This is a genomic window from Streptococcus sp. 3613 (assembly GCF_013277375.1).
Lineage (GTDB): Bacteria > Bacillota > Bacilli > Lactobacillales > Streptococcaceae > Streptococcus > Streptococcus pseudopneumoniae.
In genome coordinates this window covers 1-25,930 of the sequence record NZ_VMMV01000062.1, presented here as the reverse complement: position 1 = coordinate 25,930, position 25,930 = coordinate 1, and the positions used below count along the sequence as shown (strand labels likewise).

Sequence of the window (25,930 nt, the reverse complement as noted above, 5' to 3'; positions counted from 1 at the left end):
GCTTTGAGGTTGCAGATAGAACTGACAAAGTCAGCTCAAAGCACTGCTTTGAGGTTGCAGATAGAACTGACGAAGTCAGCTCAAAACACCGTTTTGAGGTTGCAGATAGAACTGACGAAGTCAGCTCAAAACACCGTTTTGAGGTTGCCGGATAAGACTGACGAAGTCAGTAACATATACCTACGGCAAGGCGACGTTGACGCGGTTTGAAGAGATTTTCGAAGAGTATTATTCGAAAGTATCTCAGTGATTTCCTCATCTATAAGCAAAAAACTTGAAAAAAGTGAATGTTTGCGTTATCATTTTCATATAGAAAGAAAAAGAGGTATTACAGATGGCTATTATCTTACCAGAACTTCCATATGCATACGACGCTTTGGAACCATACATCGATGCGGAAACAATGCACTTGCACCATGACAAACACCATCAAACTTATGTCAACAATGCCAATGCAGCTTTAGAAAAACACCCTGAAATCGGTGAAGACCTTGAAGCCTTGCTTGCTGATGTAGAATCTATCCCAGCTGATATCCGTCAAGCACTTATCAACAATGGTGGCGGACACTTGAACCACGCTCTTTTCTGGGAATTGATGACTCCCGAGAAAACAGCTCCTTCAGCAGAACTGGCAGCAGCAATCGATGCAACATTTGGTTCATTTGAAGAATTCCAAGCAGCCTTCACTGCAGCAGCAACAACTCGTTTTGGTTCAGGTTGGGCATGGTTGGTTGTCAACAAAGAAGGGAAACTTGAAGTGACTTCAACAGCAAACCAAGACACACCAATCTCAGAAGGTAAAAAACCAATCTTGGGCTTGGACGTTTGGGAACATGCTTACTACGTGAAATACCGCAACGTGCGTCCTGACTACATCAAAGCTTTCTTTTCAGTAATCAACTGGAATAAAGTAGATGAATTGTACGCAGCTGCTAAATAATGATAGTTGGAGGGAAGAATTGTTCTTCTCTTTTTTAGGTTATAAGATTCTGGTCTGACAAAATCGTTAGACTTTTTTCATTTTTATGAGAAACGTGCTAACTGCTAGAAATTATGGTAGAATAAAGTATTAAGTAATCGTGAAAAAAGGATATCTATGCGAAAAGAAATTGCACCTGAATTATACAACTATAACAAGTTTCCTGGTCCTGAGTTTCATTTACACGGGGACAAGGTTGAAACGGAAGGGATCGCTTTTTCCTTGGTGGAAAATATCAAGGATGCCTTTGATGTGACGGCTTTTAATCAGCGTTTTTCAGAAGTCTTAACCAAGTTTGATTATATCGTGGGAGACTGGAGCAACGAACAGCTTCGCCTACGAGGTTTTTACAAGGATGACCGAACAGAAGAAAAACTTGAAAAAATCAGTCGTTTACAAGACTACCTATTAGAGTATTGTAGTTATGGTTGTGCCTATTTTGTCTTAGAAAATGAAGCCCCTAAGCGAGCATCATTTGACAAGAAAATGCGTAAGAAGGAAGAAGAACAGCCTTTTAGAAAAGGAAAGAAACCGACTCAAACAAAACGAAAACCGAATGCAGATAAGAAAAATAGACGTCGTCAGAAAGACCAGCATTCTCAGAAAGAGGACAAGGGACAACGTCATTTTGTCATTCGTCAGAAGTGAGTAGAGAATAAGGAGAAGAAATAAAACCCTCAATTTATAGTTTAACACGTCAAACCATGCAGGAATGGGTATTGGAGCAGGGAGAAAAGAAATTCCGTGCAGATCAAATCTGGGAATGGCTCTATTGAAGAAATGACCAACCTTTTCAAGGATTTGATTGCTAAGCTTAATGACCAGTTTGTGGTCAATCCCTTGAAACAAGGTATTGTGCAAGAGTCTGCTGATGGGACAGTTAAATATCTTTTTGAATTGCCAGATGGAATGCTGATTGAGACAGTACTCATACGTCAACACTACGTTTTATCTGTCTGTGTGACCACTCAGGTCGGCTGTAATATCGGTTGTACCTTCTGTGCCTCTGGTTTGATTAAGAAGCAACGTGACCTCAATAACGGTGAAATCGTAGCGCAAATTATGCTGGTTCAGAAATACTTTGATGAGCGTGGTCAGGATGAACGTGTCAGCCATATCGTTGTCATGGGAATCAGTGAGCCCTTTGATAATTACAACAATGTTTTGAATTTCGTTTGTACTATCAATGATGATAAAGTAATGGCTATCGGTGCTCGTCACATCACGGTTTCAACCTCAGGTTTGGCCCATAAAATTCGTGACTTTGCTGATGAAGGGGTTCAGGTCAATCTTGCCGTGTCTCTTCACGCACCCAACAATGAATTGCGCTCAAGCATCATGAAGATTAACCGTGCCTTTCCGATTGAAAAACTCTTTGCAGCTATTGAGTATTATATTGAGACAACCAACCGTCGTGTGACCTTTGAATACATCATGCTCAATGAAGTTAATGATGGTGTAGAACAAGCCTTGGAATTGGCTGAATTGCTCAAGAATATTAAGAAATTGTCTTATGTAAACTTGATTCCTTATAACCCAGTTAGTGAGCATGACCAATATAGCCGTAGTCCTAAAGAGCGCGTGTTGGCTTTCTATGATACGCTTAAGAAAAAAGGTGTTAACTGTGTGGTTCGTCAAGAGCATGGTACTGATATTGATGCAGCTTGTGGACAATTACGTTCTAATACAATGAAACGTGACCGCCAGAAAGCAGTTGCAGCAGTCAATCCTTAATGATGAAGAAAACTTATAATCATGTTTTGGTCTGGGGAGTCATTTTCTATAGCATTTGCATTGTCTATTTTTGCTTTACTCCTCAAGAACAATCTCCCGTGGGGGTGGAAACTCCAGGTATTCAGCATCTTGGACGCCTGGTTTTTCTTTTGACTCCTTTCAATTCTCTCTGGAAATTGGGTGAAGTGACTAGTTTGGGACAAGTCATTTGGATTTTTTTGCAGAACATTTTAAATGTCTTCTTGCTTTTTCCTCTGATGTTCCAACTCCTTTATCTCCTTCCAAACTTGCGGAAAACAAGAAAAGTGCTCTTTTTTAGTTTTCTAGTGAGTCTTGGAATCGAGTGTACGCAGTTAGTTTTGGACTTTTTCTTTGATTTTAATCGCGTCTTTGAGATTGATGATTTGTGGACCAATATCTTGGGTGGCTATTTGGCTTGGCTCCTCTATAAACAATTACATAAAAATAAGATAAGGAATTAAAATGAGTATTTTAGAAGTTAAAAATCTGAGTCACGGTTTTGGCGACCGTGCAATTTTTGAAGATGTATCCTTCCGTCTCCTCAAGGGAGAACATATCGGTCTGGTCGGTGCCAATGGTGAAGGAAAATCAACCTTTATGAGCATTGTGACTGGCAAAATGCTGCCAGATGAAGGGAAGGTTGAGTGGTCCAAATATGTGACCGCTGGTTACTTGGATCAGCACTCTGTTCTTGCTGAGGGGCAGTCGGTGCGCGATGTTCTCCGTACGGCCTTTGATGAGCTTTTCAAAGCTGAAGCTCGTATCAATGACCTCTATATGGAAATGGCTGAAGACGGTGCGGATGTTGATGCTCTCATGGAAGAAGTTGGCGAACTCCAAGACCGTTTGGAGAGTCGTGATTTCTATACCTTGGATGCCAAGATTGACGAAGTAGCGCGTGCCCTTGGTGTTATGGACTTTGGCATGGATACAGATGTAACCTCTTTATCAGGTGGGCAAAGAACCAAGGTGCTTTTGGCAAAACTTCTCCTTGAAAAGCCTGATATCTTACTTTTGGACGAGCCGACCAACTACTTGGATGCTGAGCATATTGACTGGCTCAAGCGTTATCTCCAAAACTATGAGAATGCCTTTGTCCTTATTTCACACGATATTCCATTCCTTAATGATGTTATCAATATCGTCTACCATGTGGAAAATCAACAACTGACGCGTTATTCTGGTGACTACTACCAGTTCCAAGAAGTCTATGCTATGAAGAAATCTCAGCTAGAGGCTGCCTACGAACGTCAGCAGAAAGAGATTGCAGATCTCAAAGACTTTGTCGCACGTAATAAAGCGCGTGTTGCAACACGAAACATGGCCATGTCTCGTCAGAAGAAATTGGATAAGATGGATATTATCGAGTTGCAAAGTGAGAAACCAAAGCCGTCCTTTGATTTCAAACCAGCTCGTACGCCAGGACGCTTTATTTTCCAAGCCAAGGATTTGCAAATTGGTTATGAACGTCCTCTGACCAAGCCTTTAAATCTTACCTTTGAACGCAATCAAAAGGTTGCTATTATCGGGGCAAATGGTATCGGGAAAACAACTCTTTTGAAGAGCCTTTTAGGGATTATCCCGCCAATCGCTGGGGAAGTGGAACGCGGTGACTACCTAGAACTCGGTTATTTTGAACAGGAAGTAGAAGGTGGCAATCGCCAAACTCCTCTTGAAGCTGTCTGGAATGCCTTTCCAGCTCTCAACCAAGCAGAAGTCCGTGCAGCCCTTGCCCGTTGTGGTTTGACAACTAAGCATATCGAAAGCCAAATTCAGGTCTTGTCAGGTGGGGAACAAGCCAAGGTTCGTTTCTGTCTCTTGATGAATCGTGAAAACAATGTTTTAGTGCTGGACGAGCCGACCAACCACTTGGATGTGGATGCCAAGGATGAACTCAAACGTGCTCTCAAAGAATACAAGGGATCGATTCTTATGGTCTGTCACGAGCCAGACTTCTATGAAGGCTGGATGGACCAAATCTGGGATTTTAATAATTTAACTTAAGAATGAGAGTAAAAGAAATACAGTACCGAATGTGGATACTGTATTTTTTTGGTTTTTAAGATTTAAAATTGTAATCTTTCACCACTTCGATGCTATCGATTGTGATAGCAGTTGTTGGCTTGTCTTTTTCATCTTTTTCGGCTTTAGCAATCTTATCTACAACATCCATACCGTCAATCACTTGGCCAAAGACTGGGTGTTTGCCATCAAGGCTAGGATTTCCCCCTTCTTTATAGGCTTCGATGATTTTCTTGGGATACTTGCTTGTAGGGAGTTTAGCAGAGGTATCTGTAGAGTTTTGGTTGATGAAGAACTGGCTACCATTGGTGTTTGGTTGACCAGTATTAGCCATAGAAAGAGCACCACGGATGTTATAGAGATAAGGAGTAATCTCGTTTTTGAAACCAGTTCCCTTGTCTTTAGTCTTATCCTTGTCATGCCAGATGGACTGACCACCTGTACCGTCCCCTTTTGGATCTCCAGTTTGAACCATGAAGCCATCGATGACACGGTGGAAGGTAATTCCGTTATAGTAGCCTTCTTTGGCATGAGTGAGGAAGTTTTCAACCGCTAGAGGAGCGAGTTTAGGGAAGAGCTTAATGCGGATATCACCTTGGCTTGTGTGGAGAATCACTTCAGCTTCATCTTCAGCAACTTCCTTAGAAAGTTGAGGGAAGTTGGCATTCTCATTTGTCAGAGCATCATTTAACTCCTTGGCAGATTGGGTAGCTGCTTTGGAGCTTTCCTCAGCGGCCAAGCTAGAATCTACATAGTCATCACCACGCAGACTGCGTTGGATGCTGCTACACCCAGCTAGGGCTACAGTGGACAGTAAAAGAAGGGTTGCTAGTTTTTTCATTCTATTCCTCTCAAAAATTCATTTCTATCATTGTACCCTAAAAGGAAGGGGATTTCAAATATTAGTGACAAGACAATTTTAGAGAAAATCAACTAAAAAATTACTTGATTAGAGATTTTTCTTTGGATGACGGTCGATAATTTCCTGGTACTGTTCCAGTATCTGCTCCCCTTTGGAGTTAATTTGTAGCCACGAACGGTAAAGTGACTTGCTAATTCTTCTTCTGAAAAGTTGTTATGAAGGGTTTGCTCCAGATCTGCAGCCTTCATCTTAGATAGTCCTGTAATTCCCTTGCTTTTCAGGATATTCTTTTTCATGGTAGCGTATTAGATAATCAAGTGAATCAAAATCCGTTTCAATGCTATCATAACCTTTTTCTACCAGAGTTTTGAGATGCTTAGGAGCATCAATGCCATAAGTGTACTCGAAGTATTTAGGAAACCAGATCTTAAGAAAGCTTGTAAAGCATCCCAATTAGTAAACGTTCTTCGAAAGAATTACTATATTTTAAAAGAGCACATTTTCAAAGGATTTTTTCTTTTTCCTTCAATTCCTAATGAATCAATGAACTGAATGCTAGGTCTCGAAAAGAATTATGCTTCCTCTTTCTGTCTGAGTTCAAAGAGGTCTTCTACTTTCAGATTAAAAACTTGAGCAATTTTAAGAGCCATTTCCAGCGAAGGGTTGTAACGATTATTTTCCAAGTGCAGAATTGTCTCGCGTCGCATGCCGATGCGGTCGGCTAACTCCTGCTGGGTCATACCTGTGGACTCACGAACAGATTTGAGATTAGTAATAATCTTACTTTCTTTGGCCATGCTTATCCTCTCCGTTCCAAGATAAGATAGACAACCGCAAAGATGCAAATGAAGGTAGCTATGCTAATAAAGATCTGGCCCATGTAAAGAGTGAGAGGCCCCATATACCCAATGATAACTGCTAGGATCATCAGTGCCCCTAGTATAAAAACCAACATCAAGCTAGCTGCCTTTGCTAAATTAGCATAAAAGCGTTCGTCCGGAGTTTCCTTGACATTTTTTAAAGAGAAAAAACCAAATAGAATCACTTCAATAACGAGGCCAATTCCCAAAATCCATTCTTTAATACCAGAACTTTCGCTTGGGGTCGCAACCCAAATTCCTACTGTATAAAAAATGCTTGCTGCAAACACAAGTATCGTGTAAAGCTTAGCAGACAAGTCAAAAATAATTTTTCTCTTACCTTTCTGACTCTTATGTAGCCAGCTCGATATAGCTACAATTTGACCTGACACTGAAATACCAGTAATAACTAACTTGGGTTCCCAACTAAGATTAGAACCAAATACAACAATAAAATCAATAAAGAGAGCTACGGCAATCATTGCAATGAGGCCACGCATTTTTTGACTTTTTTTCATGATAGACTCCTTTTTTGTGTTATAAATATATAACACTTAAATTTTATGTTATAAATATATCACATTTAAATTTAGAAAGCAAGAATTTATGTGCCAAGGTGGCAATTATTTGAAAAAATTTTTTAATAAAAGCCCTTGATAGACAAACAACTAAAGAATTCTTTGAAGTAATGCATCGGATTTGGTTTGGATAGTTTCGTTAATAATATTTGATGATAAAGAATTTTTGAAAAATCTAGATACTGTATGAATCTCTACTTTTTTTCTTAGACTGTATAAAGTCTGTCAGAATAAGCTTTGTAGGTGTAGAAGTTAATTTTTACAGAGGTTAAGTAAGGATTTCAGTACACGTCAATAGATGTCAAAATACTGATTTTAAGCGATTTTTGATTTTTGGAAACTCATTATATAGCACTACAAATCAATAAAAACTCTACCTTTTTTAGATAAATATATCATCTGGATATTGAAGTTAAGCCCTGCTATCATTTCGATGGCAGGGCTTTTTAATATTTGGTACACTAACTTCTTATCTATATTTTGGTGGATTTTAAGTTGACATCTACAAAGTTTAATGTTAGAATACATTCAAAAATATATTTGAATGAGGTGTTTTATGATTCAAAATGTTGTTACTTCAATAATCCTGTATTCTGGGACAGCCGTAGACTTACTTATTATCCTAATGTTATTTTTTGCCAAAAGAAAAAGCAGAAAAGACATCATTAACATCTATTTAGGACAATTTCTAGGCTCTGTTAGTCTAATATTGCTAAGTTTGCTTTTTGCATTTGTCTTAAATTATATTCCTAGTAAAGAGATTTTAGGTTTACTCGGTTTGATTCCAATTTTCCTAGGCCTCAAAGTTTTGCTTTTAGGAGATTCTGATGGAGAAGCTATTGCAAAAGATGGTTTGCGAAAAGACAATAAAAACCTGATTTTTCTAGTCGCTATGATTACTTTTGCAAGTTGTGGCGCTGACAATATTGGTGTCTTTGTCCCATATTTTACCACCTTAAATTTAGCGAATTTGATAGTGACTTTACTTACTTTTCTAGTCATGATTTATCTCTTGGTTTTTTCTGCCCAAAAATTGGCACAAGTCCCTTCTGTTGGAGAAACTTTGGAAAAATATAGCAGATGGTTTATTGCCGTTGTCTATTTAGGATTGGGGATGTATATTCTGATTGAAAACAACAGCTTTGACATGCTAAGGACTGTGTTCGGCTAGGAGAAAAAATTATGAAAAAAGATAGTATTTGCCAAGTGAATATTATAAATCAACAAAATGTTACAACCGCGACGAACTACCTTGAAAAGGAAAAAGTCCAAAAATCACTTCGTATTTTATCAAAGTTTACCGATAATAAACAGATAAATATCATCTTTTATCTCCTTGCTGTTGAAGAACTCTGTGTCTGTGATATAGCCTGTTTACTAAATCTCAGTATGGCATCTGCCTCCCACCATCTTCGTAAACTAGCCAATCAAAACATCTTGGACACTAGAAGAGATGGGAAAATTATATATTATTTTATAAAAGATGAGGAAATCAGAGATTTTTTTAATCAACTAGGATAACAACTATTTTTACTACTTTTCCATGATTATAGGGGGATTGTATATGAAATTTTTTGAAGAAAATTATTCACATGAACTACCTACTCGTATCAAAAATTTAAGAAAAAAACACAATATTACACAAAGCGAACTAAGCAATGCAGGTCAAGTTAGTCAAGTTGAAAAGGAAAAGCAACAAGTTACCACTTCAATATTGCTTTATTTGAATACTCAAACCGACTTAGACTATAAAGAAATTATTTTTGGAGATATTGCCAAGCTTGTTGAAAATATGTTTTACCACTGCTTCGGCTCTATTTTATTTAGAGATTTGGAAACTGTAAATAAAAGAATGAATTCTTTGTCGGATGATGACTTAATTTCTATACAATCTAGCTGTCTTAGACTTTCCAAGACATTCGCAAATTTCAATATTCAAAGAAAAAAATTTTTGATTTCTGATGAAACTGAAAAAATTATCCATAATGGCAAAAAGGTCATTAAAAAATCAAAAAAGATAAATCAATTTCAACAACAATGGACACATACGCCGAGTTAGCACCGCAAAGAAAGTTAGAATCTGTTAATCTTTATATCGATAAGATTGCTGAACTAACGCAATAACTACTCTACTATTTACTCTACCTTTTATTATGTAGCATTCTAAAAACATTGATGTACCAACGTTTCTAACAGCTAAAATAGAAATTATTTAATCTTTTACAGACCTAAACTATTCCCCTATTTAGAATCTATTAATTCATATTTTATAAATTAAGTTAGTAGATATCTTTTTTAAAATCCTTGATATTTCGCTGTTTTTAGTCTAATTGAAATCTATACTTTCCAAACCAGATCTTAAGAAAGCTCGTAAAGCTAGCCAGTTCTCTAAAGGTTAAGAACTAGCTACAATACAGTATTTACAACACTTTATACTCAATGAAAATCAAAGAGCAAACTAGGAAGCTAGCCGCAGGTTGTTCAAAGAACTGCTTTGAGGTTGTAGATAAGACTGACGAAGTAAGTAACCATACCTACGGCAAGACGACGTTGACGTGGTTTGAAGAGATTTTCAAAGAGTATTATGGTTCACACCATGGGGTGTTTTTTGATGATTTTAAGCAAAATTCATACCATTTAATTGAAAGTTATTTAAATTAGATGAAAATTTGTTTTCTGAAAAAGTGGGAAAACATTGATTTTAAGCGAATTTTGAATCATATTCGAATGGGAGTTTTTAAAATCATGTTTCGGTGGTAAAAGTTCCAAACTGTATTCTCCATAGTAGAATGATATCACCTGCCAGCGAATCATCTGCCAATAAGTCCATATTTCGTTTGGGAACGGGCTTAGGATTTAGGAGCCAAGCATCCAAATCACGTTCAGGAGAGATGAAGGGTTTGACTTGGTGTTCTTTATAAAATATTTCTAAAATACTATTCACGGATAGCCTCTTTCAAACATTTATTTCCTACTTCTAACAAATTTCTAAATGGTTTAAAAATTTTATAGTCTGTCAAGTTTTTTTCTTGACACCTGTTAGAAATCTGCTATAATAGAACATGTGCTAAATAGCTCAGCTATTTCACCGAAATAAAAAATAAGAAAAGAGACTTTAAAAATGGCAGTTAAAATCCGTTTGACTCGTATGGGTTCTAAGAAAAAACCTTTCTACCGTATCAACGTAGCAGATTCACGTTCACCACGTGACGGACGTTTCATCGAAACAGTTGGAACTTACAATCCACTTGTTGCTGAAAACCAAGTAACTTTGAAAGAAGACCGCGTTCTTGCATGGTTGGCTGATGGAGCTCAACCTTCAGATACAGTTCGCAACATCCTTTCAAAAGAAGGTGTATTGAAGAAATTCCACGATTCTAAATTCTCAAAATAAGTTTAAAGTAGGTTGACAGATGGATACGATTGAAAATCTCATTATTGCGATTGTGAAACCCTTGATTTCACAACCAGATGCCTTAACTATCAAGATTGAAGATACACCAGAGTTTTTGGAATATCATTTGGATCTTGATCAAAGTGATGTGGGTCGTGTAATCGGTCGTAAGGGTCGCACTATTTCTGCGATAAGAACGATTGTCTACTCTGTCCCAACTGAAGACAAAAAAGTAAGAATCGTTATTGACGAAAAATAAGAAGAGCGGGACGAATGTCTCGCTTTTTTGCGAGGAGAAGTGTAAAATAGCCTCATCAGGATTTGGAAGGATTTTTAGAGGGTAAATTCCCAAACTAACTTCCAGTTTTCCACAACCTAGCTTTTAGTATTAGAAAAACGCGTGAAATCAGTGGAAATCCGTCTGAGACTAACTTCCACTGATTTTCTTTTTCTTGATATATAAGGGTTCAAAAGCGAAAAGACTCAGAAAAAAGTGCACGACAAATAGCCCTAAAACAAAGTCGTTTTAGAGTAACTTCCAGTTTTGGGAGAGAGAGATGGAAGTTACTTTGAGAAGTTACGAGGATTTTTAGAGGGATAATATCTATAGTGTCTTTTTTCTCCAACTTGAGAAAATCTTTGGAACGTGATAAAATAAAGGATAAGGATTTTTAATAATTCATTATATAGAATGAGTGGATTTCTTTATGAAGAGATTTGAAGTATCTACGAAAATTGGTAGTCTCTCTGTTACTTATCGAAAGCAAAAGAAAGTGCTAGTTTGTTTAAATGGAGCAGGTTTGCTACCAAGTTATGAAAATTTTTCACTTATAATCGAAAAACTTCCTCCTACAATTGGTTATTTGACAATTGATTTTCCAAACACAGGTAGGAGTCCGATTCATGACCAAGCTGACAAAAATCTGGATAATCTTGTAGATGCAGTTTATGAAGTGCTTGAAGAATTGGAGATTTCTGAATATATACTTTGTGTACATAGTTTGAGTGGAATTTTAGCTTGCAAATTACTCAAGAAACCAATTAAGTGTCAGGCTTTAGTAGCAGTGGAACCGACAACTAAAAACGTCATGTTTGCTGATTTTTCAGAAAATCCTTATCCAGAAATGGAAGAACAGATGAGGCTGATTGACGAGTATGGACCTGAACTTTATTTGAAGAATTTAACTCAAGCAACATTTAGTCCTGAAACGAATAAAGAAATCTGGGAAATAATGCAAAAAAAAGGCTTAGAGTTGGAAAACCAAAATCCAGGATTTCAGATATCTGGAGAGATTACTGAGGAAGATTTTGAGGATGTATCAATACCAGATTGTATCCCTGTATTTGTTTTTTGTCAGCCTTATAGAGAAAGAGAGTACAGAGAATCAGAATATTGGACTTCCAATACTAAACTCATTTCAGGAGGGAATCACCATTATTTACAATGGTCAGAATCCGAAAAAATTGCAACTATTATTCGAGAATTGTCAGAATAATATGGATAGAAATAGACTACAGGAGACAAGATGAACTACTTTAATGTTGGGAAAATCGTCAATACTCAAGGGTTGCAGGGTGAGATGCGAGTCTTGTCTGTGACGGATTTTGCAGAAGAACGGTTTAAAAAAGGATCTGAGCTGGCCTTGTTTGATGAAAAAGATCAGTTTGTTCAAACAGTGACCATTGCTAGCCACCGTAAACAGAAGAACTTTGACATTATTAAATTCAAAGATATGTATCATATCAATGCTATCGAAAAGTACAAAGGATACAGTCTCAAGGTCGCTGAGGAAGATTTGAATGACCTAGACGATGGTGAATTTTATTATCACGAGATTATCGGTTTAGAAGTCTATGAGGGTGATAACTTGATTGGAACCATCAAGGAAATCCTGCAACCAGGTGCTAACGATGTCTGGGTGGTCAAGCGAAAAGGCAAACGTGACTTGCTCTTGCCTTATATTCCACCAGTGGTTCTCAATGTTGATATTCCGAATAACCGTGTCGATGTGGAAATTTTAGAAGGGTTAGATGATGAAGATTGATATTTTAACCCTCTTTCCAGAGATGTTTTCTCCACTGGAGCACTCAATCGTTGGAAAGGCTCGAGAAAAAGGGCTCTTGGATATCCAGTATCATAATTTTCGAGAAAATGCTGAAAAGGCCCGTCATGTAGATGATGAGCCCTACGGAGGCGGTCAGGGCATGTTGCTCCGAGCCCAACCCATTTTCGATGCCTTTGATGCTATTGAAAAGAAAAATCCGCGCGTTATTCTCCTCGATCCTGCTGGAAAGCAGTTTGATCAGGCTTATGCTGAAGATTTGGCTCAAGAGGAAGAGCTAATCTTTATCTGTGGGCACTATGAGGGTTATGATGAGCGCATTAAGACCTTGGTAACAGATGAGATTTCCCTAGGCGACTATGTCCTCACTGGTGGAGAATTGGCAGCTATGACCATGATTGATGCTACAGTTCGCCTGATTCCAGAAGTGATTGGCAAGGAGTCTAGCCACCAAGATGATAGTTTTTCTTCAGGTCTTTTAGAATATCCTCAGTACACACGTCCCTATGATTATCGAGGCATGGTCGTGCCAGATGTATTGATGAGTGGCCACCATGAAAAGATTCGTCAGTGGCGATTGTACGAGAGTTTAAAGAAAACCTACGAGCGCAGACCAGATTTACTTGAACATTATCAACTGACAGTAGAAGAAGAAAAAATGCTGGCAGAAATCAAAGAAAACAAAGAATAAAGGAGAAACCTATGCAAGTAATCAAACGTAATGGCGAAATTGCTGAATTTAATCCAGATAAGATTTACCAAGCCATCTTGAAGGCAGCCCAAACTGTTTATGTTTTGACAGATGATTTGCGTCAAAATCTTGCTCAAGTCACTAAGAAGGTAGTTTTGGATTTACAAGAAGCCAAGGTGGAACGTGCGACTATCAGTATGATTCAATCTATGGTTGAACATCGTTTATTGGGCGCAGGTTACATTACCATTGCAGAACACTACATTTCCTATCGTTTACAACGTGACTTGGAAAGAAGTGGTTATGGAGATCATATCGCAGTTCATTTACATTTTGAACAAATTCGCTAAGAAAAAGAGTGGGATGAAGCAACTACATCTCACTCTTTCTTAAATCTATTTTTTTGGGCTGTTTGGACAGTTGAGGGGACAAATCGCAGGCGTTGAATATCGCTTATACGGATAATCCGGCTCACATTTTTGGCAAAATTTTTCACGATAATTTGCTGTCCTTGCTGATCGTATTTGATGATGTCACCTGTAAAGCTTGTCTCAGACAAGATAAGGTGAACAGCAGTTTGTTTCTGGATAGCCTCTTCAATAGTGGCTGTAAGGGAGTTGCTTTCAGTCTGGTCAGGTTGGTCATGTCCATTTAAAAAGTCATGTATTTTACCTAGAACTTGCTGGAATTTATGTCTCATATTGGCCTCCCTTCTTTTATATCAATATTATATAAAATTTTCCTAAAATCTACAAGATTTTACGAATAATCAGATGAAAGTTAAAAAAAGGAGAAGAAAATGGCAGAATTTACATTTGAAATCGAAGAGCACTTGTTGACTCTTTCTGAAAACGAAAAGGGTTGGACCAAGGAAATCAACCGTGTGAGCTTTAATGGTGCCCCTGCAAAGTTTGATATTCGTGCTTGGAGTCCAGACCATACGAAGATGGGCAAAGGAATTACTCTTTCCAATGAAGAATTTCAAACAATGGTGGATGCTTTTAAAGGAAACTAAGTTTTCAAAATAAAAGAAAAGGATACTGAGTTATGACAACTCGATATCCTTTTTTAGTTAGCAAAGTAAGCCTGATTTTTAAGGCGTTGAAGTAGAGGACGACTAATCAAACTAATAGCTAGAAGTTTACCAAGGTCTGGAATGATAAAGGGAATGACCCCCACAACAAGAGCTTTTTCAAATGCCATTCCAGCTAGAAAATGCAAGCTGAGAATCCCTCCGACAAAGACAAGGGCATCACCCAAGAGATTTGCAAGAAAAATATTGACAATTCCGCTCTTGCTGTTGGTTAGAGAGGAAGTAAGTCCAGAGTAAACGAGATAAAACCAAAGATAGCCTGCAGTAGGGCCAACTAAAGCCTGAAAACCAGCTCCACCTCCTGCAAAGACAGGAAGACCGATAGCACCTAGAAGAAGATAGAGTCCAACAGAAAGTACAGCCTCTCTCGGTCTAAAGACAGTAGCAATCAAGCCGATTGCAAAGTTTTGCAGAGTGAAGGGAACAGGTCCAACTGGAAGACTGATTTGTGCCAAAACAGCAATGAGAGCAGCCCCAATAGCAGGGATAGCATAAATGTGAGCTTTTTTCAAAATAGTTAACCTCTTTTCTGATGTATAGTAACTATTATACTCATAGAGGAATCATTGTCAACCATTTTTTAAAACAAGGTAACAAAAACTGTAACGGCCGATTTTGCTTATTGGTTAAGTTGGATAATTTTTTTGTTGATTCGAAAATTGTCTGTATAGATAATCCTATTTTATTAATAAAAAATATACTAGTAAATATTTGACAAATTAAAAAATAAGTGTTATATTAAAAATGTAAACGGATGCATTTAGATGTGTTCAATTTTAAAAGGAGGGGTAGTTACGAGATATTTTAACGACTCTAGATACCATAACGGTGATTAAAAACCTAAATATAATCAATTCATATTAAAGTAATATGGAGGGACTAAAAAGGGGACTATTACTTAGTCTTCATCAAATATTTTAATCCAAGGAGAAGTAAAATTAAAAAAAGAATTAATAAGAAAGCATCTGTTTTTCTAGCTGCAAGTGTTTTCAGTTTTAGCTTTGCTACTGCAGCTAGTGTTGTTAGTGCAACTACAGCACACCCTGCTCCAAGTCCCATTATTGATGTATGGCAGTATGGTGTAGATAATAGCTATGGTTATTCAAATTACTTTGTTAGTTCTCCAGATAATATTGGTTCAAAATTTTCAGTAACGAATTATTGGGGAACCGTTAAAGCTTACGATAAAAAAAGATTATGGATGGGCATATTCAAGTGCAACAAAATCTTGGAACGATGTTCGCTTAAATGCATATTGGGATTATTATAGATTTTAAAAATAATTTATGAAAACAGGAGACCCAATTATAAAATAGGGTCTTTTGTAATATGGTAATTGCTTATGAAATTAAAATTATGTATCATTGGATTCTTCTTTTGTTTGATTGCTACAATTGGTCTGGTCACTATTAGTGATACCGAAATCCCCATACCTTTACCAATTGATGGTGCTTTCTCTATTCAAGGGAAAAGTAATCTTTCTAATAACGAAATATATGAAATGGTTCGTGACTTATCAAAAACGGAAAAGGTTACCATTTACAAGCCAATCGTTCAGAGTTCGGGTCAGTTGAAGTATGTAAACTTTGATGATGTAAATAATGAACAATTAAAGTCAGCACCAATAGTAGGGATGTATTACACCCTTGGGAAAATGGATGTAGACAGTTTGAAACCACTTACGATGACTGGACTACAAACAGTCTATATGGCTTATCCTTGGTATATAGGAGGAATATTACAATTCACTGGAACTTTAAGAATACTGTTAATGGGTTCCATTTACTTAACTTTATTAGTTGTTTTATTTGTTGTTAGGACGAGGCAGATCAAAGAAGGAGTGATACGACGTTCTTTGGGCTTGCCTGTATACGATCTTAGAAGAGAGTATGTGATTTCTCTTATTTTTGAACTGATTATGATGGCTTTATTGATGATTTCTTACAGTTCTTTTTTGGGAAATGGTTTCTTCACTTATAGTTCTAAGTTATTTTTCTCTCTGCTTTTAACGAATTTTATACTATTTCAAATCATTGATCTCATCACCTTTGTTTTATTTTGGTCGACGATTCAGATTGAAAAGCCCATTGAAATTATCAAAAACAAGGCAAAAAACAAGCTTATTTTTGTCGTATGGCTTGCTATTATTTCGATTATTATCCTTGTCTCAGGAGTTTTTTTACAAGAAACAAAGAGTAGTCAATCTAGTATGAACATACAAATACAGAATTTAGTACCGTGGGACACAGTAAAAGACTGGAGAAGGATTGAGTTCCTTGGAATTGAAAGTAACTCTGCTAAAAATGGAGAAGTTAGTGATTCAGATGGTCAGTATCTACAGATAGTTGCTGCCTTAAAAAACTTAGATTTCTTATATATTGAACGATCTTCGGCATATGTTCCAGATTTTATGAAAACATCTCATGTTTTAGAAGACTTTTCTAAACAATTAGAAAATGACGGAATAACGAATCCAGAAATAAATAAAGAGTTGATTTATATTAATCAAACAGGTGCTAACCTACAAAATAAAGTGAATGGAACAAACTATCATCTTTTAGATAATAAGATAGCAACCATTTATATTCCTGAGAAGTGGAAAGAAAACCAGAAATCTATTGAGAATACAGTTGTAGCAGAACAATTTATTGGAACAAACTATACAAAAGAACAGCTTGCAGTACAAATAATTCCTGATGGTAATAAAATTTTTTATTTCAATGAGGATGCTGATATCGATCATAAAAATAAAGATATTTTACCAATGGCAAGTCTAGCAGATAGCAAAGATAATATAGTTGTTGTGTTAGATACAGACAAAATGATGGAAAATAATAAGTTTTCTTTGGCTAGTAACATACTATATAAATCTCTTTTTAGTCCTGAAGCGGTAAAAAAAATAAATGAGATGACTGTCCCGTTGAATTTCTCAATGAATCCAGTAGATGTTTACCAAATTGTGAAATTAAAGATTCAATCCTTAGAGCACCAAATTTTACTTTCACAAATCTTGCAGAAGATAATTTACAGTATTATCTTTATACTCATTTATCAATATGTCCAACTTTTTATTACTCTAAAACAGAATGAATATGTGAAAAAAATCACTTTGGGTCTGTCAAAAACATATATAGCAATTTCAAGTCTCAAATATTTTATGATGACTATTATAATGGTTATTCTATTTACATTTCTGATGACAGGACAAATAGAGTTGCTATATATTGGAGCGGCTTCTCTGCTAGTTTTGATGTTGTCGATCATAATGAGTTTTAGAAAATTATCTGAAAGCTATACTAAAATTTTAAAAGGAGATGAATCATGACAATTGATCTTTTGAACGTTTCAAAAAGTTTCGGCTCAAAGAAGATCTTTACAGACTTAAATTTAATATTTGAATCTGGAAAAAGCTATGCATTGATTGGAGGTTCTGGCTCCGGCAAAAGTACCCTTCTTAATATTATAGGAAGATTAGAAAAAATTGACAGTGGGAATGTTTTAGTTGATAAACAAGATATTTGGAAGATAAAAGAAAGAACTTTTTTTAAAAATACTGTTGGATATGTATTTCAGAATTATTCTTTAATAGATAACAAAACAGTATATGATAATCTGAGCCTTATCACTAAAGACAAAAAAACAATAACTGACGTACTTGAAAAAGTAGGACTGTCAAGTGACTATTTACATCAAAAAATATATGAATTGTCTGGAGGGCAGGCTCAACGTGTAGCTATTGCCAGAATGTTAATGAAACCACGTAAAATTATCTTAGCAGATGAACCTACAGGAGCTTTAGATGGTGAGATTGGAAAAGAAATTATTCGTTTACTATTGAATGAAACAACTGAAGATAAATATGTCATTATAGCGACACATGATCCAGCTGTCTATAACGAAGTTGATGTGATAATTGACATGAAAGATATAGGGTATAAGGTATGAAAAAGAAAATTTATATTGCTTTGATCTTTGTAACTGGGGTACTCGCCATTTTCTTTTTTGGAAAACAAATGATTACAAAAGAAAATATCAATAAGCCAACGGTAGAGTTAACAATCTATACGCTTTCTTCTAGTGATACAGAAAAATGGAATAAAGTGAGACAAGTAGAAACGGAAGAAGCTATATACTTCATAACTGTGAAAGAAGTATCATCTTCAGAAGAAGTATTTTCAAACATCATTGCAAATGGAGCTGCTACGGGGTTCGGAGTTCGTGAAGAAGAAGTGAAGAAATTCAATAATGGTTTAGGAGACACCATAGAGGACTCTAAGCATAATAAACTAATTGAAATAGAATTTTTTACTTTTTCTGATGATGGCGCGGGATTTGTGGTAGCAAACTTTGACTACGGTAAAGAAGAGTTGAATTCTCAGAAAAAAGATATAAAAGAATTATATAAAAAAATATATGAATCTTTTAAAGAAAAGAATAAATGATTGTATTATAATCCTTGTATTTTGCTATGGTTTGTTAATTGATTTTTGCATATCTTACTTCAACATACTATAAAATAAAACATAAGAAAACGAGTATCTCCAACTACGGAAATACTCGCTTTTTGATATTTAGAAGTGTTTTTTGCTTTGCTTCTTTTGTTTCGATTAACGCATGGTTACAAATTCTTCAGATGCAGTTGGGTGAATTGCCACAGTTGCATCAAAGTCAGCCTTGGTTGCTCCCATTTTGATAGCAACAGCAAATCCTTGAATCATTTCATCAACGCCGTAGCCAATTCCATGAAGTCCGACAACTTTTTCTTCTGAAGCAGCTGTTATGAGTTTGAAACGGGATTCTTGACGGTTGCTGGTGCAAGCAGAGTACATAGAAGTAAAACTTGATTTGTAAACCTTGATTTGGTTTTGACCGTATTCTTTAATAGCTTGCTCTTCTGTCAAGCCAACAGTTCCGATAGCAGGGTGTGAAAAGACAACGGTTGGAATAGTTGAGTAATCCATTTTAGCAGTTGTTTTTCCGTTAAAGAGACGTTCAGATAAAGTACGTCCAGCCTTGATAGCAACTGGAGTCAGTTCTTTTTCACCTGTTACATCACCTAGAGCATAGATTCCCTCAACAACAGTATTTTGGTATTCATCCACTTGGATAAAGCCACGCTCATTCAGAGTCACTCCAGCTTTTTCAAGTTGCAAGCCCTTAACGTTTGGACGGCGGCCTGTAGCCCAGATAACTTGGCTAGCTGTGTGACTAGTACCATCTTCGAAATGAATGGTAATGCCGTCAGTAGTTTTTTCTAACTTGACAGGGACTTTGTGAGTGTGAAGTGGTAAGTTTGTTCTTTCCATTTCCTTGACCAAACCTTCAACGATGTAGGAATCAAAACCACGTAAAGGACGATCGCGGCGAACAAAGAGATCTGTCTTGACACCAAAAGTGTGGAGTACGCCAGCTAATTCAACGGCGATATAACCAGCGCCTAGAATGGCAATTGACTCTGGAAGTTCTTCCCAGGCAAATACATCATCAGAAGAGCCACCTAGCTCAGCACCAGGAATATTAGGAATACTTGGATGGGCACCTGTAGCAATCACGATATGTTTAGCACGAATCAGTTCACCATTTACGCTGACAGTATGAGAATCTACAAATTCAGCATGACCTTCGATCAGCTCTACGCCGTTGCGTTTAAAACTGCCATCATAAGAAGAACGAGCGCGATCGATGTAAGCTTCACGATTGCGACGTAGGGTAGCAAAGTCAAAGTTAGGATCAGTAGTCTTAAAGCCGTAGTCTTCTCCAAATTGATGGAAAGTCTCAGCGATTTGCGCCCCGTACCACATGATTTTTTTAGGAACGCAGCCGACATTGACACAGGTTCCACCTAGTTTCTTTTCTTCAATAACGGCCGCTTTGGCTCCATGTTCACCAGCACGGTTCATGGTGGCAATTCCTCCGCTACCTCCACCGATAGCGATGATATCGTATTCTCTCATTGAAAACTCCTTTGTACTCTTTTAAATAGTCGAGTGTCATTTTTTGATAGTCATATTCTATCTTTTTTTTGATTTGATTGCAAAAATCTGCTACGCACAAAAAATTGCAAAAAAGCTTGCCAAATAAGTCAAGATAGTGTATCATATAACTAGTACAATAGAAAAGGAGGATTTCCGAACGATTGTTTAATCCTGAACTGTCATTATTTCCATCTGAACTGCATTGTTTGCTGGAGGGAAATTTGGTATAATAGCAAAGTATTGTAAAAAAGAAAAGGAGTTTCATTATGAAGAAAAAGAATGGTAAAGCTAAAAAGTGGCAACTGTATGCAGCCATCGGTGCTGCGAGTGTAGTTGTATTGGGTGCCGGGGGGATTTTACTCTTTAGACAACCCTCGCAAACCGCTGTAAAAGATGAACCTACTCATCTTGTTGTTGCCAAGGAAGGAAGCGTGGCATCCTCTGTTTTATTATCAGGAACAGTAACGGCAAAAAATGAACAATACGTTTATTTTGATGCTAGCAAGGGAGATTTAGACGAAATCCTTGTTTCTGTGGGGGATAAGGTCAGCGAAGGGCAGGCTTTAGTCAAGTACAGTAGTTCAGAAGCCCAGGCGGCCTATGATTCAGCGAGTCGAGCAGTTGCGAAGGCAGACCGTCATATCAACGAACTCAACCAAGCACGAAATGAAGCTGCTTCAGCTCCCCAGTTACCTGCACCAGCAGGAGGAGAAGATGTAACGGTGCAAAGTCCAACTCCAGTTGCTGGAAATTCTGTTGCTTCTATTGACGCTCAATTGGGTGATGCCCGTGATGCGCGTGCAGATGCTGCAGCGCAATTAAGCAAGGCTCAAAGTCAATTGGATGCAACAACTGTTCTCAGTACCCTAGAGGGAACTGTAGTCGAAGTCAATAGCAATGTTTCTAAATCTCCAACAGGGGCGAGTCAAGTTATGGTTCATATTGTTAGCAATGAAAATTTACAAGTCAAGGGAGAATTGTCTGAGTACAATCTAGCCAACCTTTCTGTAGGTCAAGAAGTAAGCTTTACTTCTAAAGTATATCCTGATAAAAAATGGACTGGGAAATTAAGCTATATTTCTGACTATCCTAAAAACAATGGTGAAGCAGCTAGTCCAGCAGCTGGGGCTAATACAGGTTCTAAATACCCTTATACTATTGATGTGACAGGCGAAGTTGGTGATTTGAAACAAGGTTTTTCTGTCAACATTGAGGTTAAAAGCAAAACCAAGGCTATTCTTGTTCCTGTCAGCAGTCTAGTAATGGATGATAGTAAAAATTATGTCTGGATTGTGGATGAACAACAAAAGGCTAAAAAAGTTGAGGTTTCATTGGGAAATGCTGACGCAGAAAATCAAGAAATCACTTCTGGTTTGACAAATGGCGCTAAGGTCATCAGTAATCCAACATCTTCCTTGGAAGAAGGAAAAGAGGTGAAGGCTGATGAAGCAACTAATTAGTCTAAAAAATATCTGCAGAAGCTATCGCAATGGTGACCAAGAACTGCAGGTTCTCAAAAACATCAATCTAGAAGTGAATGAGGGTGAATTTGTTGCCATCATGGGACCATCTGGTTCTGGGAAGTCCACTCTGATGAATACGATTGGCATGTTGGATACACCAACCAGTGGAGAGTATTATCTTGAAGGCCAAGAAGTGGCTGGACTGGGTGAAAAACAATTAGCCAAGGTTCGTAACCAACAAATCGGTTTTGTCTTTCAGCAGTTCTTTCTTCTATCGAAGCTCAATGCTCTGCAAAATGTAGAATTGCCCTTGATTTACGCAGGAGTTTCGTCTTCAAAACGGCGCAAGTTGGCTGAGGAGTATTTAGACAAGGTTGAATTGACAGAACGTAGTCACCATTTGCCTTCGGAATTATCTGGTGGTCAAAAGCAACGTGTGGCTATTGCTCGTGCCTTGGTAAACAATCCTTCTATTATCCTAGCGGACGAACCGACAGGAGCCTTGGATACCAAAACAGGGAATCAAATTATGCAACTATTGGTTGACTTGAACAAAGAAGGAAAAACCATTATCATGGTAACGCATGAGCCTGAGATTGCTGCCTATGCTAAACGTCAGATTATCATTCGAGATGGAGTCATTTCATCTGACAGTGCTCAGTTAGGAAAGGAGGAAAACTAAGATGCAGAATCTGAAATTTGCCTTTTCATCTATCATGGCTCACAAGATGCGTTCTTTGCTTACCATGATTGGGATTATTATCGGTGTTTCATCAGTTGTTGTGATTATGGCTTTGGGAGATTCCCTATCTCGTCAAGTTAATAAAGATATGACCAAATCTCAGAAAAATATTAGCGTTTTCTTCTCTCCTAAAAAAAGTAAAGATGGGTCTTTTACTCAGAAACAATCAGCTTTTACGGTTTCTGGAAAGGAAGAGGAAATTCCTGTTGAACCGCCAAAACCGCAAGAATCCTGGGTCCAAGAGGCAGCCAAACTCAAGGGAGTGGATAGTTACTATGTAACCAATTCAACGAATGCCATCTTGACCTATCAAGATAAAAAGGTTGAGAATGCTAATTTGACAGGTGGAAACAGAACTTACATGGACGCTGTTAAGAATGAAATTATTGCAGGTCGTAGTCTGAGAGAGCAAGATTTCAAAGAGTTTGCAAGTGTCATTTTGCTAGATGAGGAATTGTCCATTAGTTTATTTGAATCTCCTCAAGAGGCTATTAACAAGGTTGTAGAAGTCAATGGATTTAGTTACCGGGTCATTGGGGTTTATACTAGTCCGGAGGCTAAAAAGTCAAAAATATATGGGTTTGGTGGCTTGCCTATTACTACCAATATCTCCCTTGCTGCGAATTTTAATGTAGATGAAATAGCTAGTATTGTTTTTCGAGTGAATGATACCAGTTTAACCCCAACTCTGGGTCCAGAACTGGCACGAAAAATGACAGAGCTTGCAGGCTTACAACAGGGAGAATACCAGGTGGCAGATGAGTCCGTTGTATTTGCAGAAATTCAACAATCGTTTAGTTTTATGACGACGATTATTAGTTCCATCGCAGGGATTTCTCTCTTTGTTGGAGGAACTGGTGTCATGAACATCATGCTGGTTTCGGTGACAGAGCGCACTCGTGAGATTGGTCTTCGTAAGGCTTTGGGCGCAACACGTGCCAATATTTTAATTCAGTTTTTGATTGAATCCATGATTTTGACCTTGTTAGGTGGCTTAATTGGCTTGACAATTGCAAGTGGTTTAACTGCCTTAGCAGGTTTGTTACTGCAAGGTTTAATAGAAGGTATAGAAGTTGGAGTATCAATCCCAGTTGCCCTATTTAGTCTTGCAGTTTCGGCTAGTGTGGGTATGATTTTTGGGGTCTTGCCAGCCAACAAGGCATCGAAACTTGATCCAATTGAAGCCCTTCGTTATGAATAAGATCAACAAGATGGACACTCGTCTATCTTGTTTTTGTATGGATTTCCCTATCGAAAATCCTTAAAAATGTGATATAATGAAGTGTTAGAAAAACAGGTTTCATTTGCCTGGAAAGGAAAAATTATGTCTGAAAAGAATTTTTATATTACAACGCCGATTTACTATCCATCTGGAAAACTGCATATCGGTTCTGCCTACACAACCATTGCTTGTGATGTCCTAGCACGTTACAAACGCCTGATGGGCTACGATGTCTTTTATTTGACAGGTCTTGATGAACATGGTCAGAAGATCCAGCAGAAAGCTGAAGAAGCTGGCATTACACCACAAGCCTATGTTGATGGGATGGCAGTTGGAGTCAAAGAACTCTGGAAATTACTAGATATCTCATACGATAAATTTATCCGTACAACTGATGACTACCATGAAAAAGTTGTCGCACAGGTCTTTGAACGCTTACTTGCTCAAGATGATATCTACTTGGGTGAATACTCTGGTTGGTATTCAGTATCAGACGAAGAATTCTTTACAGAAAGCCAACTGGCAGAAGTTTTCCGTGATGAAGCTGGAAATGTGACTGGTGGTATTGCTCCATCAGGTCACGAGGTTGAATGGGTATCCGAAGAATCATACTTCCTTCGCCTTAGCAAATACCAAGATCGTTTGGTCGAATTTTTCAAAGCTCATCCTGAATTTATCACTCCAGATGGTCGCCTTAATGAAATGCTACGCAACTTCATCGAGCCAGGTTTGGAAGATTTGGCGGTATCTCGTACAACCTTTACATGGGGAGTGCCTGTCCCATCAAATCCAAAACACGTTGTCTACGTTTGGATTGATGCCCTTCTTAACTATGCGACAGCTCTTGGCTACGGTCAAGACGAACATGGTAACTTTGACAAGTTCTGGAATGGAACAGTCTTCCACATGGTAGGAAAAGACATCCTTCGTTTCCACTCCATCTACTGGCCAGTCCTTCTTATGATGTTGGATGTTAAATTACCTGATCGTTTGATTGCCCATGGTTGGTTTGTCATGAAAGATGGTAAAATGTCTAAATCTAAAGGGAATGTCGTTTACCCTGAAATGTTGGTAGAGCGTTATGGACTAGATCCACTTCGTTACTACCTCATGCGTAGCCTTCCAGTTGGTTCAGATGGAACCTTCACTCCAGAAGACTATGTCGGCCGTATCAACTATGAATTGGCTAATGACCTTGGCAACCTCCTCAACCGTACGGTTTCTATGATTAACAAGTACTTTGATGGACAAATCCCTGCCTATGTAGAGGGCGTAACAGAGTTTGATAATGCTCTTGCTCAAGTAGCAGAGCAATCAATCGCTGACTACCATACACACATGGAAGCAGTTGACTACCCACGTGCGCTTGAAGCAGTCTGGACTCTTATCTCTCGTACTAATAAATACATCGACGAGACAGCTCCATGGGTCTTGGCTAAGGATGAAGCTCTTCGTGACCAATTAGCAAGTGTTATGAGCCACTTGGCAGCCAGCCTTCGTGTCGTCGCTCACTTGATTGAACCATTTATGATGGAAACTAGTCGTGCGGTTATGACTCAACTTGGCTTAGCAGAAGTTTCTAGTCTTGAAAACTTGAGTTTGGCTGCTTTCCCTGAGGGTGTAACAGTAGTTGCCAAAGGAACACCAATCTTCCCACGCCTGGATATGGAAGAAGAAATCGCCTATATCAAGGAACAAATGGAAGGCAACAAGCCAGCTGTCGAAAAAGAATGGAATCCAGACGAAGTCGAACTCAAACTAAGCAAGGATGAAATCAAGTTTGAAGACTTTGACAAGGTTGAAATCCGTGTCGCAGAAGTCAAAGAAGTTTCTAAAGTTGAAGGCTCTGATAAGTTGCTTCAATTCCGCTTGGATGCAGGTGATGGCGAAGACCGTCAAATTCTCTCAGGAATTGCAAAATACTATCCAAATGAACAAGAATTGGTCGGCAAGAAAGTTCAAATCGTTGCCAATCTCAAACCACGTAAAATGATGAAAAAATATGTCAGCCAAGGGATGATTCTCTCAGCTGAACATGATGGAAAATTAACCCTTCTCACAGTTGATTCAGCTGTACCAAATGGAAGTGTGATTGGGTAAAAGTATACAGGACTAGTTCATGCTAGTTCTGTTTTTTATTATGGCTTCAAGCCAGTTTTTCTCGTAGAGAAAAACAAGAAAACCACCAGCTATGCTGGTGGCTGACAAGGCCTCTAGCTTCCATTTATTTT

Annotated in this window: 30 protein-coding genes and 3 pseudogenes; 24 read left to right on the top strand and 9 right to left on the bottom strand. The window is 37.8% G+C overall.

Annotation, left to right across the window (positions count from 1 at the left end; translation table 11 throughout):
* Window positions 1–334: 334 nt before the first annotated feature.
* From sodA to HT708_RS07970, 5 genes and pseudogenes are all read left to right on the top strand, one after another.
* Window positions 335–940 (top strand): superoxide dismutase SodA, encoded by a 606-nt coding sequence (sodA, locus tag HT708_RS07990; RefSeq protein ID WP_000974746.1) that lies wholly within the window; start codon window positions 335–337, stop codon window positions 938–940.
* A 156-nt stretch (window positions 941–1,096) separates the two neighbouring features.
* Window positions 1,097–1,627, top strand: coding sequence for a YutD family protein (locus HT708_RS07985; RefSeq protein WP_001224342.1), 531 nt, complete (start codon window positions 1,097–1,099; stop codon window positions 1,625–1,627).
* A gap of 20 nt (window positions 1,628–1,647) precedes the next feature.
* Window positions 1,648–2,713 (top strand): annotated as a pseudogene (gene rlmN / locus HT708_RS07980) (23S rRNA (adenine(2503)-C(2))-methyltransferase RlmN).
* Window positions 2,713–3,195 (top strand): VanZ family protein, encoded by a 483-nt coding sequence (locus HT708_RS07975; RefSeq protein WP_000976727.1) that lies wholly within the window; start codon window positions 2,713–2,715, stop codon window positions 3,193–3,195. The pseudogene rlmN and the gene HT708_RS07975 overlap by 1 nt, the downstream one beginning before the upstream one ends.
* A 1-nt stretch (window position 3,196) precedes the next feature.
* On the top strand, window positions 3,197–4,738 hold the full coding sequence (locus tag HT708_RS07970; RefSeq protein ID WP_023935815.1) for an ABC-F family ATP-binding cassette domain-containing protein: 1,542 nt from the start codon (window positions 3,197–3,199) through the stop codon (window positions 4,736–4,738).
* A gap of 55 nt (window positions 4,739–4,793) precedes the next feature.
* Here the strand turns inward: HT708_RS07970 and HT708_RS07965 are convergent, their stop codons facing one another.
* From HT708_RS07965 to HT708_RS11905, 5 genes are all read right to left on the bottom strand, one after another.
* The gene (locus HT708_RS07965; RefSeq protein WP_138703664.1) at window positions 4,794–5,597 is read right to left on the bottom strand and encodes a peptidylprolyl isomerase; all 804 of its coding nucleotides are present in this window, start codon (window positions 5,595–5,597) and stop codon (window positions 4,794–4,796) included.
* Between the two features lie 92 nt (window positions 5,598–5,689).
* A complete protein-coding gene (locus tag HT708_RS07960; RefSeq protein WP_171039165.1) occupies window positions 5,690–5,914 on the bottom strand; it encodes a hypothetical protein in 225 nt (74 codons plus the stop codon).
* A 276-nt stretch (window positions 5,915–6,190) separates the two neighbouring features.
* Window positions 6,191–6,415 (bottom strand): helix-turn-helix transcriptional regulator, encoded by a 225-nt coding sequence (locus HT708_RS07955; protein WP_001041099.1) that lies wholly within the window; start codon window positions 6,413–6,415, stop codon window positions 6,191–6,193.
* A 2-nt stretch (window positions 6,416–6,417) separates the two neighbouring features.
* Complete coding sequence (locus HT708_RS07950; RefSeq protein WP_000749558.1) at window positions 6,418–6,996, bottom strand: hypothetical protein; 579 nt, start codon at window positions 6,994–6,996, stop codon at window positions 6,418–6,420.
* A 414-nt stretch (window positions 6,997–7,410) separates the two neighbouring features.
* A complete protein-coding gene (locus HT708_RS11905; RefSeq protein ID WP_078374329.1) occupies window positions 7,411–7,584 on the bottom strand; it encodes a FanG protein in 174 nt (57 codons plus the stop codon).
* Window positions 7,585–7,612: 28 nt separating this feature from the next.
* Between HT708_RS11905 and HT708_RS07945 the strand changes: the two genes are divergently transcribed.
* The 4 genes and pseudogenes from HT708_RS07945 (at window position 7,613) to HT708_RS11900 (ending at window position 9,717) form a co-directional block, all read left to right on the top strand.
* Complete coding sequence (locus HT708_RS07945; protein ID WP_000615748.1) at window positions 7,613–8,227, top strand: CadD family cadmium resistance transporter; 615 nt, start codon at window positions 7,613–7,615, stop codon at window positions 8,225–8,227.
* Window positions 8,228–8,238: 11 nt separating this feature from the next.
* Window positions 8,239–8,577 (top strand): Cd(II)/Zn(II)-sensing metalloregulatory transcriptional regulator CadX, encoded by a 339-nt coding sequence (cadX, locus tag HT708_RS07940; protein WP_000711082.1) that lies wholly within the window; start codon window positions 8,239–8,241, stop codon window positions 8,575–8,577.
* Between the two features lie 43 nt (window positions 8,578–8,620).
* A pseudogene (locus HT708_RS07935) lies at window positions 8,621–9,028 on the top strand (helix-turn-helix transcriptional regulator); the annotation flags it as partial.
* Window positions 9,029–9,495: 467 nt separating this feature from the next.
* Complete coding sequence (locus HT708_RS11900) at window positions 9,496–9,717, top strand: hypothetical protein (RefSeq protein WP_023935822.1); 222 nt, start codon at window positions 9,496–9,498, stop codon at window positions 9,715–9,717.
* A gap of 82 nt (window positions 9,718–9,799) precedes the next feature.
* Here the strand turns inward: HT708_RS11900 and HT708_RS07925 are convergent, their stop codons facing one another.
* Window positions 9,800–10,000, bottom strand: coding sequence for a hypothetical protein (locus HT708_RS07925; protein WP_001084631.1), 201 nt, complete (start codon window positions 9,998–10,000; stop codon window positions 9,800–9,802).
* A gap of 177 nt (window positions 10,001–10,177) precedes the next feature.
* Between HT708_RS07925 and rpsP the strand changes: the two genes are divergently transcribed.
* The 6 genes from rpsP to HT708_RS07895 all read left to right on the top strand — a co-directional run bounded on the left by rpsP (window position 10,178) and on the right by HT708_RS07895 (window position 13,554).
* On the top strand, window positions 10,178–10,450 hold the full coding sequence (gene rpsP / locus HT708_RS07920) for a 30S ribosomal protein S16 (protein ID WP_000268760.1): 273 nt from the start codon (window positions 10,178–10,180) through the stop codon (window positions 10,448–10,450).
* A gap of 19 nt (window positions 10,451–10,469) precedes the next feature.
* Window positions 10,470–10,709, top strand: a complete 240-nt coding sequence (gene kphA / locus HT708_RS07915) for an RNA-binding protein KphA (protein ID WP_000379617.1) — start codon at window positions 10,470–10,472, stop codon at window positions 10,707–10,709.
* Between the two features lie 448 nt (window positions 10,710–11,157).
* Window positions 11,158–11,946: an alpha/beta hydrolase gene (locus tag HT708_RS07910; RefSeq protein WP_172926235.1), complete on the top strand. Its 789-nt coding sequence runs from the start codon at window positions 11,158–11,160 to the stop codon at window positions 11,944–11,946.
* 30 nt (window positions 11,947–11,976) lie between these two features.
* On the top strand, window positions 11,977–12,495 hold the full coding sequence (rimM, locus tag HT708_RS07905) for a ribosome maturation factor RimM (RefSeq protein WP_172926234.1): 519 nt from the start codon (window positions 11,977–11,979) through the stop codon (window positions 12,493–12,495).
* Entirely contained in the window at window positions 12,485–13,204 is a 720-nt protein-coding gene (gene trmD / locus HT708_RS07900; RefSeq protein ID WP_023940500.1) for a tRNA (guanosine(37)-N1)-methyltransferase TrmD, read from the top strand. Before rimM ends, trmD begins: the two co-directional genes overlap by 11 nt.
* An 11-nt stretch (window positions 13,205–13,215) precedes the next feature.
* Complete coding sequence (locus HT708_RS07895) at window positions 13,216–13,554, top strand: ATP cone domain-containing protein (protein WP_001196049.1); 339 nt, start codon at window positions 13,216–13,218, stop codon at window positions 13,552–13,554.
* Between the two features lie 29 nt (window positions 13,555–13,583).
* Here HT708_RS07895 and HT708_RS07890 read toward each other — a convergent pair whose 3' ends face one another.
* Window positions 13,584–13,904 (bottom strand): hypothetical protein, encoded by a 321-nt coding sequence (locus HT708_RS07890; protein WP_049513506.1) that lies wholly within the window; start codon window positions 13,902–13,904, stop codon window positions 13,584–13,586.
* Window positions 13,905–14,003: 99 nt separating this feature from the next.
* Here HT708_RS07890 and HT708_RS07885 point away from each other — a divergent pair, with 99 nt between their 5' ends.
* The gene (locus tag HT708_RS07885; protein ID WP_000807422.1) at window positions 14,004–14,219 is read left to right on the top strand and encodes a YdbC family protein; all 216 of its coding nucleotides are present in this window, start codon (window positions 14,004–14,006) and stop codon (window positions 14,217–14,219) included.
* Between the two features lie 53 nt (window positions 14,220–14,272).
* Here the strand turns inward: HT708_RS07885 and HT708_RS07880 are convergent, their stop codons facing one another.
* A complete protein-coding gene (locus tag HT708_RS07880) occupies window positions 14,273–14,809 on the bottom strand; it encodes a biotin transporter BioY (RefSeq protein ID WP_023933578.1) in 537 nt (178 codons plus the stop codon).
* A 425-nt stretch (window positions 14,810–15,234) separates the two neighbouring features.
* Here HT708_RS07880 and HT708_RS12345 point away from each other — a divergent pair.
* The 4 genes and pseudogenes from HT708_RS12345 (at window position 15,235) to HT708_RS07860 (ending at window position 18,739) form a co-directional block, all read left to right on the top strand.
* Window positions 15,235–15,574 (top strand): annotated as a pseudogene (locus HT708_RS12345) (hypothetical protein).
* A gap of 65 nt (window positions 15,575–15,639) precedes the next feature.
* The gene (locus tag HT708_RS07870; RefSeq protein WP_172926233.1) at window positions 15,640–17,622 is read left to right on the top strand and encodes an ABC transporter permease; all 1,983 of its coding nucleotides are present in this window, start codon (window positions 15,640–15,642) and stop codon (window positions 17,620–17,622) included.
* Entirely contained in the window at window positions 17,619–18,242 is a 624-nt protein-coding gene (locus HT708_RS07865; protein WP_023935831.1) for an ATP-binding cassette domain-containing protein, read from the top strand. The genes HT708_RS07870 and HT708_RS07865 overlap by 4 nt, the downstream gene beginning before the upstream one ends.
* On the top strand, window positions 18,239–18,739 hold the full coding sequence (locus HT708_RS07860; protein ID WP_000727307.1) for a hypothetical protein: 501 nt from the start codon (window positions 18,239–18,241) through the stop codon (window positions 18,737–18,739). Before HT708_RS07865 ends, HT708_RS07860 begins: the two co-directional genes overlap by 4 nt.
* A 165-nt stretch (window positions 18,740–18,904) precedes the next feature.
* Here HT708_RS07860 and gor read toward each other — a convergent pair whose 3' ends face one another.
* Window positions 18,905–20,251, bottom strand: coding sequence for a glutathione-disulfide reductase (gene gor, locus HT708_RS07855; RefSeq protein WP_138707627.1), 1,347 nt, complete (start codon window positions 20,249–20,251; stop codon window positions 18,905–18,907).
* A gap of 287 nt (window positions 20,252–20,538) precedes the next feature.
* On the opposite strand from gor, the gene HT708_RS07850 reads away from it, so the two are divergent.
* The 4 genes from HT708_RS07850 to metG all read left to right on the top strand — a co-directional run bounded on the left by HT708_RS07850 (window position 20,539) and on the right by metG (window position 25,799).
* Window positions 20,539–21,732 (top strand): efflux RND transporter periplasmic adaptor subunit, encoded by a 1,194-nt coding sequence (locus tag HT708_RS07850; RefSeq protein WP_023935835.1) that lies wholly within the window; start codon window positions 20,539–20,541, stop codon window positions 21,730–21,732.
* Entirely contained in the window at window positions 21,716–22,417 is a 702-nt protein-coding gene (locus HT708_RS07845) for an ABC transporter ATP-binding protein (RefSeq protein ID WP_000811473.1), read from the top strand. The genes HT708_RS07850 and HT708_RS07845 overlap by 17 nt, the downstream gene beginning before the upstream one ends.
* 1 nt (window position 22,418) lies before the next feature.
* Complete coding sequence (locus HT708_RS07840; RefSeq protein ID WP_001180416.1) at window positions 22,419–23,678, top strand: ABC transporter permease; 1,260 nt, start codon at window positions 22,419–22,421, stop codon at window positions 23,676–23,678.
* Window positions 23,679–23,801: 123 nt separating this feature from the next.
* Complete coding sequence (gene metG / locus HT708_RS07835; protein ID WP_050208047.1) at window positions 23,802–25,799, top strand: methionine--tRNA ligase; 1,998 nt, start codon at window positions 23,802–23,804, stop codon at window positions 25,797–25,799.
* Window positions 25,800–25,930: the final 131 nt, after the last annotated feature.